Source organism: Streptomyces sp. NPDC024555 (assembly GCF_055559335.1).
The window spans coordinates 1-12,927 of the sequence record NZ_JBVHKV010000025.1 but is presented as its reverse complement, the minus strand read 5'-3'; the positions used below and the strand labels follow the sequence as shown (position 1 = coordinate 12,927).

At 72.8% G+C, this 12,927-nt stretch carries 12 protein-coding genes; 8 read left to right on the top strand and 4 right to left on the bottom strand.

Annotation, left to right across the window (positions count from 1 at the left end):
- Nucleotides 1-21: 21 nt before the first annotated feature.
- The 4 genes from ACZ4FH_RS32230 to ACZ4FH_RS32215 all read left to right on the top strand — a co-directional run bounded on the left by ACZ4FH_RS32230 (nt 22) and on the right by ACZ4FH_RS32215 (nt 3,684).
- Nucleotides 22-1,386, top strand: coding sequence for an APC family permease (locus ACZ4FH_RS32230; RefSeq protein ID WP_467309324.1), 1,365 nt, complete (start codon nt 22-24; stop codon nt 1,384-1,386).
- Nucleotides 1,387-1,424: 38 nt separating this feature from the next.
- On the top strand, nt 1,425-2,678 hold the full coding sequence (gene xseA, locus ACZ4FH_RS32225) for an exodeoxyribonuclease VII large subunit (protein ID WP_467309323.1): 1,254 nt from the start codon (nt 1,425-1,427) through the stop codon (nt 2,676-2,678).
- Nucleotides 2,679-2,688: 10 nt separating this feature from the next.
- Nucleotides 2,689-2,958, top strand: coding sequence for an exodeoxyribonuclease VII small subunit (locus tag ACZ4FH_RS32220; RefSeq protein ID WP_467309322.1), 270 nt, complete (start codon nt 2,689-2,691; stop codon nt 2,956-2,958).
- 135 nt (nt 2,959-3,093) lie between these two features.
- A complete protein-coding gene (locus ACZ4FH_RS32215) occupies nt 3,094-3,684 on the top strand; it encodes a malonic semialdehyde reductase (RefSeq protein ID WP_467309321.1) in 591 nt (196 codons plus the stop codon).
- A gap of 73 nt (nt 3,685-3,757) precedes the next feature.
- Here ACZ4FH_RS32215 and ACZ4FH_RS32210 read toward each other — a convergent pair whose 3' ends face one another.
- A complete protein-coding gene (locus tag ACZ4FH_RS32210) occupies nt 3,758-4,276 on the bottom strand; it encodes a DUF4245 domain-containing protein (protein WP_467309320.1) in 519 nt (172 codons plus the stop codon).
- 141 nt (nt 4,277-4,417) lie between these two features.
- On the opposite strand from ACZ4FH_RS32210, the gene glpX reads away from it, so the two are divergent.
- Entirely contained in the window at nt 4,418-5,449 is a 1,032-nt protein-coding gene (gene glpX, locus ACZ4FH_RS32205; RefSeq protein ID WP_467309319.1) for a class II fructose-bisphosphatase, read from the top strand.
- Between the two features lie 172 nt (nt 5,450-5,621).
- Here glpX and ACZ4FH_RS32200 read toward each other — a convergent pair whose 3' ends face one another.
- A complete protein-coding gene (locus ACZ4FH_RS32200; RefSeq protein WP_467309318.1) occupies nt 5,622-5,993 on the bottom strand; it encodes a WhiB family transcriptional regulator in 372 nt (123 codons plus the stop codon).
- A 150-nt stretch (nt 5,994-6,143) separates the two neighbouring features.
- The gene (locus tag ACZ4FH_RS32195) at nt 6,144-6,845 is read right to left on the bottom strand and encodes a DUF1707 SHOCT-like domain-containing protein (RefSeq protein WP_467309317.1); all 702 of its coding nucleotides are present in this window, start codon (nt 6,843-6,845) and stop codon (nt 6,144-6,146) included.
- Between the two features lie 172 nt (nt 6,846-7,017).
- Here ACZ4FH_RS32195 and ACZ4FH_RS32190 point away from each other — a divergent pair, with 172 nt between their 5' ends.
- Nucleotides 7,018-8,694 (top strand): fumarate hydratase, encoded by a 1,677-nt coding sequence (locus tag ACZ4FH_RS32190; protein ID WP_467309316.1) that lies wholly within the window; start codon nt 7,018-7,020, stop codon nt 8,692-8,694.
- Between the two features lie 37 nt (nt 8,695-8,731).
- Here ACZ4FH_RS32190 and ACZ4FH_RS32185 read toward each other — a convergent pair whose 3' ends face one another.
- Complete coding sequence (locus tag ACZ4FH_RS32185) at nt 8,732-9,751, bottom strand: LuxR C-terminal-related transcriptional regulator (protein WP_467309315.1); 1,020 nt, start codon at nt 9,749-9,751, stop codon at nt 8,732-8,734.
- A gap of 161 nt (nt 9,752-9,912) precedes the next feature.
- On the opposite strand from ACZ4FH_RS32185, the gene ACZ4FH_RS32180 reads away from it, so the two are divergent.
- A complete protein-coding gene (locus tag ACZ4FH_RS32180) occupies nt 9,913-11,103 on the top strand; it encodes an MFS transporter (protein ID WP_467309387.1) in 1,191 nt (396 codons plus the stop codon).
- Nucleotides 11,104-11,506: 403 nt separating this feature from the next.
- Complete coding sequence (locus tag ACZ4FH_RS32175) at nt 11,507-12,808, top strand: M18 family aminopeptidase (protein WP_467309314.1); 1,302 nt, start codon at nt 11,507-11,509, stop codon at nt 12,806-12,808.
- Nucleotides 12,809-12,927: the final 119 nt, after the last annotated feature.

Sequence of the window (12,927 nt, the reverse complement as noted above, 5' to 3'; positions counted from 1 at the left end):
GACGCTACCTACGGAGGGCTCATGGCCGGCAACGCTACGGATTCCGGCTCCACGGAGCAGGCGCGCCTGCGGCGGACGCTCGGCTTCCGGGACCTGGTGGTCTACGGGCTGCTGTTCATCGCCCCGATGGCCCCGGTCGGCGTGTTCGGCACGCTGGACGCCAAGTCGGACGGGGCCGTGGCGCTCGTCTATGTCGCCGCGACGGTCGTGATGGCGTTCACCGCGTTCAGTTACGCCCAGATGGTGCGGGTGGCTCCGCTGGCCGGTTCGGTGTTCGCGTACGCGCGCAAGGGGCTCGGCGAGGGGGCGGGGTTCGTCGCCGGGTGGATGGCGATGCTCGACTACCTGCTGATCCCGGCCGTCGCGTACCTCTTCTCGGGCATCGCGATGAACGCCCTGGTCCCGGAGGTCTCGCGCTGGGTGTGGACGGCCCTCGCGGTGGTCCTCACCACCTTCCTCAACCTGTGGGGGGTCCGGGCGGCGGCCCGGGTCGGCTTCGCGGTGCTGGCCATGGAGATCGCCGTGCTGCTGGTCTTCCTGGGCTCGGCGGTGGTCGTGCTCGTCCGGGACGGGGCGCAGCGCGGCTGGCTGTCGCCGCTCACCGGGGATTCCGGGTTCTCGGCGACGGCCGTGCTGGGCGCGGTCTCGGTGGCGGTGCTCTCCTATCTGGGCTTCGACGCCATCGCCTCCTTCGCCGAGGAGGTGACGGGCGGTTCGGAGAAGGTGGCCCGCGCGGTGCTGTTCTGTCTGGTGTTCGCGGGGGTGCTGTTCGTCGCCCAGGGGTATCTGGCGGCGCTCCTGGAGCCGATGTCGTCGGCCGAGCTGGCTGCCGACCCGGAGGCGCAGGGATCGGCCTTCTACGACACGGTGGATTCCGCGGTCGGCACGTGGCTGCACGACCTCGTGGCGGTCAGCAAGGCGATCGGGGCGGCGTTCGCGGCGCTGGCGGGGCAGGCGGCGGCCGGGCGGCTGGTCTTCGCGATGGCCCGGGAGCGCCGGCTGCCCGCGCTGCTGGCCAAGGTCGACGCGCGGTCGGGCGTGCCGCGTCCGGCGATCCTGATCGCGGCCGTCATCACCCTGGTCGCGGCGGTGTGGGCGGCCCGGCGCGACGACGGTCTCGACCATCTGGTCTCGGTGGTGGACATCGGGGCGCTGACCGCGTTCGTGCTGCTCCACGCGTCGGTGGTCGGCTGGTTCGCGGTGCGCCGGATGGAGGGGCCGCCCGTCTGGTGGCGTCATGTCCTGGTCCCGGTGGTCGGGGCGGGCATCCTGATCGCGGTGATCGTGGAGGCGACGGGCAGCGCCCAGGTCGTCGGTGCCTGCTGGCTGGTGGTGGGGCTGGCGGTGCTCCTCGCCCAGCGGGGCCGGGTGGCGGGACGGCCGTAGCGCCGTTCGTTGTCGGTGGCGGCCGATACGCTCACGGCATGGCTCTGCAAACTTCTCCGGACGCCCCGCTGCCGGTCGGTGACGTGTCGCGGCTGATCGGGGGCTGGATCGACCGGCTGGGCGCGGTCTGGGTCGAGGGGCAGATCACGCAGCTCTCGCGGCGGCCGGGGGCCGGTGTGGTCTTCCTGACGCTGCGCGATCCCTCGCACGACATCTCGGTGGGCGTGACCTGTTTCCGCCAGGTGTTCGACCGGATCGCGGACGTGGTGACGGAGGGGGCGCGGGTCGTCGTCCTCGCCAAGCCCGAGTGGTACGCGCCGCGCGGCCAGCTCTCGCTGCGGGCCACGGAGATACGGCCGGTGGGCATCGGTGAGCTGCTGGTACGGCTGGAGCAGCTGAAGCGGTCCCTGGCGGGCGAGGGACTGTTCGCCGCCGACCGCAAGAAGCCGCTGCCGTTCCTGCCGCAGCTGATCGGGCTGGTCTGCGGGCGGGCCTCGGCGGCCGAGCGCGATGTGCTGGAGAACGCCCGCCGCCGCTGGCCGGCCGTCCGCTTCGAGGTGCGCAACACCGCGGTGCAGGGGGTGCACGCGGTGAATCAGGTGGTGCGGGCGGTCAAGGAACTGGACGCGCTCGACGAGGTGGACGTGATCGTCGTGGCGCGCGGCGGGGGCAGCGTGGAGGATCTGCTGCCGTTCTCGGACGAGCAGCTGATCCGTGCGGTCGCGCAGTGCCGCACCCCGGTCGTCTCCGCGATCGGGCACGAGCCGGACTCCCCGCTGCTCGACCTGGTCGCGGACGTCCGCGCCTCCACGCCCACCGACGCGGCGAAGAAAGTCGTGCCGGACGTGGGCGAGGAGCTGGACCGGGTGCGCCAGCTGCGGGACCGGGCGCTGCGGACGGTACGGGGGCTGCTCGACCGGGAGGAGCGGGGACTGGCCCATGCCCTGGGGCGGCCCTCGATGGAGCACCCGCACCGCATGGTGGACGAGCGCGCCGCCGAGGTGGACGCGCTGATCGGCCGCGGCCGGCGGGTGCTGGGCCATCTGCTGGACCGGGCGGACTCGGAGCTGGCCCACACCCGGGCCCGGGTCGTCGCGCTCTCCCCCGCCGCCACCCTGGAGCGCGGCTACGCGGTCCTCCAGCGGGCGGACGGCCACGTCGTCCGCTCCCCCGCGGACGCCGGCGGGGCCGGGGACGCGCTGCGGGCCCGGGTCTCGGGCGGCGAGTTCACCGTACAGGTCGCCGCACCGGACGAGGCGGCAGCCGATCAGACCGACCGAGCCGACGCATAGGGTGGATCACATGACGGACGACCAGAGCGCGGCCTCCGCCGCCACGGCGGCGACGGGCACGCTCGGCTACGAGCAGGCGCGCGACGAGCTGATCGAGGTGGTGCGCCGGCTGGAGGCGGGCGGGACCTCGCTGGAGGACTCCCTCGCGCTCTGGGAGCGCGGTGAGGAGCTGGCCGGTGTGTGCCGCCGCTGGCTGGAGGGCGCGCGGGCCCGGCTCGACGCGGCCCTGGCGGACCCGGGCGACGGGCCGGAGGGCGGACGGTCCGCGGGTACCGAGTAGGTGCGCGGGCGCAAGGGGGCCGCGCTGTGGAGTGGATCACTCCCCGGCCGTTTTAGTTGAAAGTTAACCTAATCCTGCCGTACGGTGATCCGCGTTGCTCGATCCCCCGTGTACGTCCGGAAGGTAATCCCCACGATGTCCCTCGCTCTTGACCCCGCCGCCCAGGACCTCCTCTTCCGCGAGGCCCGTACCGCCAACACGTTCACCGACGAGCCGGTCAGCGACGAGCAGGTCCAGGCGATCTACGACCTGGTCAAGTACGGCCCGACCGCCTTCAACCAGTCGCCACTGCGCGTCGTCCTGGTCCGCTCGGACGAGGCCCGCGCCCGTCTGGTCTCGCACATGGCCGAGGGCAACCAGCCCAAGACCTCGACCGCCCCGCTGGTCGCGATCCTGGCCGCCGACAACGAGTTCCACGAGGAGCTCCCGGCCCTGCTGCCGCACTTCCCGCAGGCCAAGGACGCGTTCTTCTCCGAGCGCCCGGTCCGTGAGTCGGCCGCCGGTCTGAACGCCGCCCTCCAGGCCGCCTACTTCATCATCGGCGTCCGCGCCGCCGGTCTGGCCGCCGGCCCGATGACCGGCTTCGACGCCGCGGGCATCGAGAAGGAGTTCCTGGACGGCGACCACAGCCTCCTCATGGTCGTCAACATCGGCAAGCCGGGCGAGGACGCCTGGTTCCCGCGTCTGCCGCGCCTGGCCTACGACGAGGTCGTCAAGACCGTCTGAGCCGCCGCCCCCAGGGGCGTACGCACACGGAAAAGGCCCCGGAGCACCGCTCCGGGGCCTTTTCCGTACCCGCTCAGGAGGTCTTGAGCGCCGCCGCCATCTCGGCCAGCCGCTCCGCCGACGCCGAGCCGGTCACGACCGTCGTGGCGCCCTTGTCGTGGCGCACCAGCGCGTCGTAGCGCGGGCCCTCCCAGCGCTGCCAGGTCTCCCCGGCCACCTGCTGGGTGCGGCCGGTGTCCTTGGCCTGCTGGCTCACCTCGGTGACGTACTTGCCGGCCGCGGCGGTCGACTGCTCGACCGCGACGTACTTCCCGTCCGGGTCGATGAAGCCCAGGTGCCAGCTGTTGCCGGAGGCGCCGTTGTACCGCACGGAGGTCGCCTTCCACTCCTCCGCCAGCCCGCCGGGGGCCGCCACCGGGTACGGGGCCGCGCGCCGGGCGGTCAGGAGCTCCACCCGGTAGTCGACGGCCTTGACCGGGTCGGCCTTGTCGTCGTGCGGAACGAAGAGGTAGACGACGCCCGCCACGGCGGCGATCACCATCACCGACAGGAACATGTCCCGCGCTGTCTGCTTGCCACGCTGCTTTGCCACGGACCCATCGTCGCATCAGCGCCGACGCGCCCGAACCGGGGGCATCCGCTCAAACGTGACCCGGTCTGCTCATTTTATCGACGTGGCGATAGAGTCACATCACCCTCATCCGGTCGTCGTCGTACAGAAAGGTGCGCTCCGATGTCCGAGCATCATCTGCCGTCGCAGTTGGAGGTCTCCCCGGAGGCCCCCGACCGCAACCTCGCCCTGGAGCTGGTCCGGGTCACCGAGGCCGCCGCCATGGCCGCCGGGCGCTGGGTCGGCCGCGGGGACAAGATCGGCGCCGACGGCGCCGCCGTGAAGGCCATGCGGACCCTCGTCTCCACCGTGTCGATGAACGGCGTCGTCGTCATCGGTGAGGGCGAGAAGGACGAGGCCCCCATGCTGTTCAACGGCGAGCGCGTCGGCGACGGCACCGGGCCCGAGGTCGACATCGCGGTCGACCCGATCGACGGCACGACGCTGAACGCCAAGGGCATGCCCAACGCGATCGCCGTGCTGGCCGCCGCCGACCGGGGCGCCATGTTCGACCCGTCCGCCGTGTTCTACATGGACAAGCTGGTGACGGGCCCGGAGGCCGCCGACTTCGTCGACATCAACGCCCCGGTCTCCGTCAACATCCGCCGCGTCGCGCGGGCGAAGAACTCGATGCCCGAGGACGTCACCGTCGTCGTCCTGGACCGGCCGCGCCACGAGGGCATCGTCAAGGAGATCCGGGAGACCGGCGCCCGGATCAAGTTCATCTCCGACGGCGATGTGGCCGGCTCCATCATGGCCGCCCGCGAGGGCACCGGCGTCGACCTGCTCATGGGCATCGGCGGCACGCCCGAGGGGATCATCTCGGCCTGCGCCATAAAGTGCCTCGGCGGGGTGATCCAGGGCAAGCTCTGGCCCAAGGACGAGGCCGAACGGCAGCGCGCCCTGGACGCCGGGCACGACCTGGACCGGGTGCTGTCCACGGACGACCTGGTCAGCGGCGACAACGTGTTCTTCGTGGCGACCGGCATCACGGACGGCGAGCTGATGCGCGGGGTGCGCTACCGCTCGGAGACCGCGACCACCGAGTCCATCGTCATGCGGTCCAAGTCCGGCACCATCCGGAAGATCGACTCCACCCACCGGCTCTCGAAGCTGCGCGCCTACAGCGCCATCGACTTCGACCGGGCGAAGTGAGTCCCCGCCGCGCGGGGTGAACCCCGCGCGGCGGTCCGCACGCCCCGGCCCCGTCCGCCCGAAGAGGCGCCCCCCATGTGCGGTGGGGGCGCCTCTTCGCGCGGACGGGACCGGATCCGGAACGGCAACCCGGGAACGGGGGTCGGGATTCGGGGTGCGCGGTGCGGGCGCCTCAGCCCGCCGCCGCGACGCGGCCGGCCGCCCCGGAGGCCTTGAGCTCCACCTCGCGCCGGCGTCTGCGGGCCAGCGCCACCCGCCGCTCGGCCGCGGTGAGACCGCCCCAGACCCCGTACGGCTCGGGCTGCACCAGCGCGTGCTCCCGGCACTCGGTCATCACCGGGCAGCGTGCGCAGACCCGCTTGGCGGACTCCTCCCGCGACAGCCGGGCGGCGGTCGGCTCCTTCGACGGGGCGAAGAACAGCCCGGCCTCGTCCCGGCGGCACACCGCCTCCGAGTGCCAGGGACCGGCCTGGTCCTCCCGGGCGGGGGACCGCTGCGGAGGCACGGCGGCGACCTGCAGGGACTGGTGCGGCAGTGACAGCACGGTCTACTCCTGACGACGGCTTCGCGAGCGAGAGACGATGCAGCACTCCCTACCCGCTGTACGCACGCCTATGCACTGAGTGGCACTCCGTTCGGAATCCGCGGAAATGCGCGGACCCCGATTCGCTGCCGAATCCGTGCCGAATCGCCGTCAGTGGCCGAGGTGTTTGCCGAGATTCCTGTCCAGGTGCTTGTCGAGGTGTTTGCGCACCCGGTCCTGGAGATCCGCGATGAACTTGCCGCGCTTGGGCTTTGCCTCGACGCTGCCGAACACCGAATATCCGTTGACGACGACCACCGGGGCCTCGGGCTCGGGCGATTCCAGCGTGACGACTTCGAAATTCCCGAAGATGCCCGTACCGCTGCCGCGCAGCGAGATGTTCTCCGGAACCCTGATCTCGACGCTGCCGAAGACGGAGGTCGCGTTGATCACGGTGAGCCGCTGGCCGAACAGGGCCTCGGTCAGGTCGATTTCGACACTGCCGAACAGCGCGAACGCGTTCGTGCGCGCGCCGACGCGCCAGCGCCCCTTGCGGGTGGAGCTGCTGAAGATCGCCACCAGGTTGTCGGCCGGGCCCGCCGGCTCCTCCGGGACGTCGGCTGCGGGGGCGGCCGCCGCCCTCGGGACGCCGCCCGGTGTCGGAAGGTCCCGCACGAGCGGTTCGAGCTCCCCGACGGTCTTGGCGCGGTAGACCGAGTCGACCCGCTCGGCGTGCTCGTCGGCGGTCAGCCGGCCCTCGGCCATCGCCTCCCGCAGGATGTCCGCGATCCGGTCGCGGTCCGCGTCGGAGGCGCGGATGCCTTCGGGTTCCGCCGGTGCGGCCGGCCGCTGGGGGTGCTTTTCGAGGTCCACCGGCCCAGCGTACCCAAACGCGATAGATCGCGACTAGGGGGCGACGCCGCCTGTCGCGCACATCCGCGCGGGGAACGGTGAGCCCTACCTCACAAGCCCGGTGCCCGCGCGGGGTCCTACCCTGGTGGGTGCGCTGTCCAAGGGTGGCCAGCCGCTGTCTGCCGAGTGAGGAATGGCCGTAATGCCAGAGTTTGCGTACTCCGATCTGCTCCCCGTGGGCGAGGACACCACGCCGTACCGACTGGTCACCGCCGAGGGTGTGTCCACCTTCGAGGCCGACGGACGTACGTTCCTCAAGGTCGAGCCGGAGGCGCTGCGCACCCTGGCCGCCGAGGCCATGCACGACATCTCGCACTATCTGCGCCCGGCCCACCTGGCGCAGCTGCGGCGGATCGTGGACGACCCGGAGGCCTCGTCGAACGACAAGTTCGTCGCGCTCGACCTGCTGAAGAACGCGAACATCGCCGCCGCGGGCGTGCTGCCCATGTGCCAGGACACCGGCACCGCGATCGTGATGGGCAAGCGCGGGCAGAACGTGCTGACCGAGGGCGGTGACGAGGAGGCCCTGTCGCACGGCATCTTCGACGCGTACACCAAGCTCAACCTGCGCTACTCGCAGATGGCCCCGCTGACGATGTGGGACGAGAAGAACACCGGCTCCAACCTCCCGGCCCAGATCGAGCTGTACGCGACCGACGGCGGCGCGTACAAGTTCCTCTTCATGGCCAAGGGCGGCGGCTCGGCCAACAAGTCGTTCCTCTTCCAGGAGACCAAGGCGGTCCTCAACGAGGCCTCCATGATGAAGTTCCTGGAGGAGAAGATCCGTTCGCTGGGCACCGCGGCCTGCCCGCCGTACCACCTGGCGATCGTCGTCGGCGGCACGTCCGCCGAGTTCGCGCTGAAGACCGCGAAGTACGCCTCCGCGCACTACCTGGACGAGCTGCCCACCGAGGGCTCCCCCACCGGTCACGGCTTCCGTGACAAGGAGCTGGAGGAGAAGGTCTTCGAGCTGACGCAGAAGATCGGGATCGGCGCGCAGTTCGGCGGGAAGTACTTCTGCCACGACGTGCGCGTGGTGCGTCTGCCCCGGCACGGCGCCTCGCTGCCCGTCGCCATCGCCGTGTCCTGCTCGGCCGACCGCCAGGCCACCGCGAAGATCACCGCCGAGGGCGTCTTCCTGGAGCAGCTGGAGAAGGACCCGGCGCGCTTCCTGCCGGACACCACCGACGAGCACCTGGACACCGGGGGCGACGTCGTCCGGATCGACCTCAACCGGCCGATGGACGAGATCCTGGCCGAGCTGACCAAGTACCCGGTCAAGACCCGGCTCTCGCTGACCGGTCCGCTGGTCGTGGCGCGCGACATCGCGCACGCCAAGATCAAGGAACGCCTCGACGCGGGCGAGGAGATGCCGCAGTACCTGAAGGACCACCCGGTGTACTACGCGGGTCCGGCGAAGACGCCCGAGGGCTACGCCTCCGGCTCCTTCGGCCCGACGACGGCCGGCCGGATGGACAGCTATGTCGCGCAGTTCCAGGCGGCGGGCGGCTCCAAGGTGATGCTGGCGAAGGGCAACCGCTCGAAGCAGGTCACCGACGCGTGCGGCGCGCACGGCGGTTTCTACCTCGGCTCGATCGGCGGCCCGGCGGCCCGGCTCGCGCAGGACTGCATCAAGAAGGTCGAGGTCGTCGAGTACGAGGAGCTCGGCATGGAGGCGGTCTGGAGGATCGAGGTGGAGGACTTCCCGGCGTTCGTCGTCGTCGACGACAAGGGCAACGACTTCTTCACCGAGCCCGCCCCGGCGCCCACGTTCACCAGCATTCCGGTGCGCGGCCCCGGCCTGGCCTGAGGCGACGGCCCGCGGCCCGGGACTCCGGGCCGCGGGCTCAGCCGTCGAGCAGTCCCGAGGTCGCGACCAGATAGCCGAGCTGTGCGCGGCTGGTGCTGCCCAGCTGCTCGGAGACCTTCCGCATGTGCTCGGCGACGCTGCGGCGGCTCATGCCGATGCGCCGGGCGATGGCGGCGTCCGTCTCGCCGTTGACCACCGCGACGAGGATGGCGCGCTGGAGGTCGGAGGTGATGACGGGGGTGCGCAGCGGGGTGCGTTCGGGCCGGACCGGGACCGCGCGGGCCCAGGCCTCGTCGAAGGCGCGGACCAGGAAGCGGACCAGGGACGGGTGCTGGATGCGCAGCGCCTCGTTGGGTGCGTCGGAGAAGGGGACGAAGGCCAGGTCCCGGTCGAAGACGATGACCCGGTCGGTGACCTCGGCGAGGGTCCTGACCTCGGCCCCGGCGGCGGTCACCTGCTCGATGTAGGCGAGCGTGGCCCGGTCGGAGCGGACGGTGTGCTGGTAGATCGTGCGCTGGTGGACGCCCCGGCCGAGGTTGCCCAGGTCCCGGGTGAGGGCCTCCTCCAGGACGCCGGCGGGCCGGCCGCCGCCGGGATGGGCGGTGCGCACCTCCTCGCGGCAGTCGGCCACCCCGGCGTCGAGCGCCTTGCTGATGACGGCCCTGCCGGAGAGCCGGGTGAGCTCGGGCCGGCTGGTGCGGTGCGCGTCCGCGTACAGCGTCTCGAAGACGGAGAGCGCGGTGCGGGTGGCGCGCAGGGCGCGGCGGCGTTCGAGGACGGCTTCCCGGAGCGGGGTGAGCGCGGCGTGGGAGGCGGTCTCGGGCGGTACGGGGATGAGGAGTCCCGGGGCCTCGCGGTCGGCGACCATCAGATGCAGGGCCCGCAGGCAGTCGGGCACGTCGGGGGCGGGAAGCCCGCCGGTGCGCAGTGCGCCGCGGTAGGCGGTGAGCGCCGTCTCGCACGGACGCTCCGGTACGGGACGGTCGCCGCGCACGCGGCCGTCCGACGACGATTCGCGGCAATCACACATCGGTGGGCGGGAATGATCGTCCTTCACAAGGATGCAGATTACCTTTGCGCATTCGGTCCGGCGGCGGAGCTTCGCGGGGACCGGACGACCATGGCGGGATGACGTCCGAGACCGAGTCCCCCTCCCCCGGCCGCCCCGCCGGAACGCCGGACGGCTCCGCGCGCGGTGAACGGCGGTACCGCGTCCTGGTGGCGGGTTACGCCGTCTCCTCGTACGGCACGTTCCTGAATATGGTGGCGCTCAATCTGTTCGTCTACGAGACGACGGGGCGGGCCCTCGCGCTGGGGCTGTTCATGGCGGTCCGGCTGGGTTCCGGATTCGCCGCCGGGCTGACGGCGGGCGCGCTGCTGGCGCGTTTCACGGCGAAAAGCATCATGCTCTGGACGAATATCGCGCAGGCGGCGGTGATGCTGCTGCTGATCTGCGCGCCGGACGCCCTGCGGACGGCGGCGCTGGTCTCCGTCTCCGTGGTGGTCGGCGGGTGCGGGACGCTGTTCATGGTGGCGCTGCGCAGTTCCATTCCGGAGATGGTCGGCGAGGAGCGGCGGTCCTGGGCGAACTCGCTGTCGATCACCGGGCGTTCGATGGCGATGGTGGCCGGTTTCGCCTCGGCGGGCGTGGTCGTCTCGCTCGTCGGGTACACCGCCGCGTTCGTGGTGGACATGGCGACGTTCACGGTCTGCGCGGTGACGGTGGCGCTGCTGCCGTTCGCGGGCGGCGGGGAGCGGCGGCCGGAGCGGGCGGAGGAGGCGGCCCCGGCGGCCCGGCGGCGGATGCCCGTCGCGTTCGCCGCGCTGTCCGCCGTGCCGGGGATGGCGCTGATGGTGGCGCTGCGCGGGGTGGACGCGCTGGGCTCCTCGTCGCACAACGCGGCGCTGCCGGTCTACTCCAGCACGCTCGACGCCGCGCGCCCCGCCGTGTTCGTCAGCGCCTTCTGGTGTCTGTGGGCGCTGGGCAACATCGCGGCCCAGCGGGCGGTCCAGCGGTACGGGAAGCGGACCGGCCGGGCGCCGGGGGCGGCGGCCTTCGGCTACGGCACCTGTCTGATGTCGGGCTCGTTCGTCCTGGCGTTCGCGGGGTTCGGGCCGGTGGCCACGGCGGTGATCGCGCTGGTCGCCGGGGCCGCCGACGGGCTCACCGAGGTCGCGTACACCTCGCATCTCCAGACCCTGCCGGCCGGGCCGCGGGCGCATGCCTTCGGGCTCTCCGCGACGGTGGAGAACCTGGGCTTCGGGGCCGGGATGATCCTCGTGGCGGCGGCCCTGGACCGCTTCAGCCCGCTGGCGGTGGTGGGGTGGTCGCACGGGGTGGCCCTGCTGGTGGCGGTGGTCTTCCTGATCCGGGTGCGGGGCGCGCGCGGGACGGCGACGGCGCCGTGAACCGGTGCGGCGGTCCCTGCCCCGACCAACTGATTCCAGCCAATCTCGCGGGGTACGGCCCGGTGGCGCACGCCCCGTCGCGGCGGCCGGAGCCCTCCGTGGCCGTGCGCGTGGCGGGCGGCGGGCGGCGCGGGGGCCGGGCGGGCCGGGTCCGTACCGCCCCACCGGTCCCTTCCGCCTCCTGGGCCCCGGCGGACGGGTCCCGGGCCCGGTCCCGCACCCCACCGCCTCTTTTCCGCAGGTACCCGGCCGCGCCGCTTGCGGGACGGACGGCCGGTGCGGTGAGTTGTCCGACGTTGCCGGGGCCGCCCCCGTTCCCGCGCCCCTGTCCGAACCGTCCCCCTCGCTCCGCGGTCCGGTCCCCCGCGCCCGCACCCTCCCACTCCGGAAAGGCGGACACCGCATGACGCCGGTACCCCCTCGCAGTCACGCCGACGACCTGCTCTCCTTCATCAGCGCCAGCCCGTCCCCGTACCACGCGGTGGCGAGCGCGGCCCAGCGGCTGGAGAAGGCCGGCTTCCGCGAGCTGCGCGGCACCGACGACTGGACGGGCACGACCGGGGGCTGCTTCGTCGCCCGCGGCGGCGCCCTGATCGCCTGGTACGCCCCGTCCGGGACACCCGCCCACACCCCGTTCCGGATCATCGGCACCCACACCGACTCGCCGAACCTGCGCGTCAAGCCCAGCCCCGACACCGCGTCGGCGGGCTGGCGGCAGATCGCCGTGGAGATCTACGGCGGGGTCCCGCTCAACACCTGGCTCGACCGCGATCTCGGCGTCTCGGGCCGGCTCGCGCTGCGCGGTCCCGGTGGCCGCGTCGAGTCCCGGCTGGTCCAGATCGACGAACCGCTGCTGCGCGTACCGCAGCTGGCGATCCATCTGGACCGCACCGTCAACGACGGTCTGGCCCTGGACCGGCAGCGGCACCTCGCGCCGGTCTGGTCGCTGGGCCGGGCCGAGGAGGGCGCGCTGCTGCGCCGGATCACGGAGGCCGCCGAGGCGGATCCGGACGAGGTGCTGGGCTGGGACCTGATGCTCCATGACGTCCAGCCGCCCGGATATCTGGGCGCGGAGCGGGAGTTCCTGGTGTCCTCGCGGCTGGACAATCTGGTCTCGGTGCACGCCGGGGTGACCGCGCTGACCGCGGCGGCCGCCTCGGGGGCGGAGCCCGCGTACGTGCCGGTGCTGGCGGCCTTCGACCACGAGGAGGTCGGCAGCGGTTCGGACACCGGGGCGCAGAGCCCCCTGCTGGAGCGGGTGCTGAGCCGTTCCGTGACGGCCAGGGGCGGCAGCCCTGAGGACTGGGCGCGTGCCCTGTCGGGGGCGTTCTGCGTCTCGGCCGACATGGCGCACGCCGTGCACCCCAACTACGCGGAGCGCCACGACCCCGACCACCGTCCGCTGCCCAACGGCGGCCCGACGGTGAAGGTCAACGTCAACCAGCGGTACGCCACCGACTCCTCCGGGATCGCGGTGTTCGCCTCGGCGTGCGAGCGGGCGGGTGCGCCCTGGCAGCCGTTCGTCTCCCACAACGCGATGCCGTGCGGCACCTCGATCGGCCCGCTCACGGCGGCCCGGCTGGGCGTGCCGACCGTGGACGTGGGCGTTCCGGGGCTCTCGATGCACTCGGCGCGCGAGCTGTGCGGGGCGGACGACCCGGGCCGTCTGGCGGCGGTCCTCGGCGCCTTCGTGACCGGCGGCTGAGGGGTGCGGGGGGGGGGGGCGCGCCCCCCCCCCCCCCCGGCGCCCCCCCCGGCCGGGGCCCCCCCCCCCGGGGGGGCCCCCCCCCCCCGGGCGGGGGGGGGGGCGGGGGGGGGGGGGCC

Bases quoted from the DNA above. Each gene is read 5' to 3' on its own strand.
- ACZ4FH_RS32230 (WP_467309324.1), top strand. From the start codon at position 22: ATGGCCGGCAACGCTACGGATTCCGGCTCCACGGAGCAGGCGCGCCTG.
- xseA (WP_467309323.1), top strand. From the start codon at position 1,425: ATGGCTCTGCAAACTTCTCCGGACGCCCCGCTGCCGGTCGGTGACGTG.
- ACZ4FH_RS32220 (WP_467309322.1), top strand. From the start codon at position 2,689: ATGACGGACGACCAGAGCGCGGCCTCCGCCGCCACGGCGGCGACGGGC.
- ACZ4FH_RS32215 (WP_467309321.1), top strand. From the start codon at position 3,094: ATGTCCCTCGCTCTTGACCCCGCCGCCCAGGACCTCCTCTTCCGCGAG.
- glpX (WP_467309319.1), top strand. From the start codon at position 4,418: ATGTCCGAGCATCATCTGCCGTCGCAGTTGGAGGTCTCCCCGGAGGCC.
- ACZ4FH_RS32190 (WP_467309316.1), top strand. From the start codon at position 7,018: ATGGCCGTAATGCCAGAGTTTGCGTACTCCGATCTGCTCCCCGTGGGC.
- ACZ4FH_RS32175 (WP_467309314.1), top strand. From the start codon at position 11,507: ATGACGCCGGTACCCCCTCGCAGTCACGCCGACGACCTGCTCTCCTTC.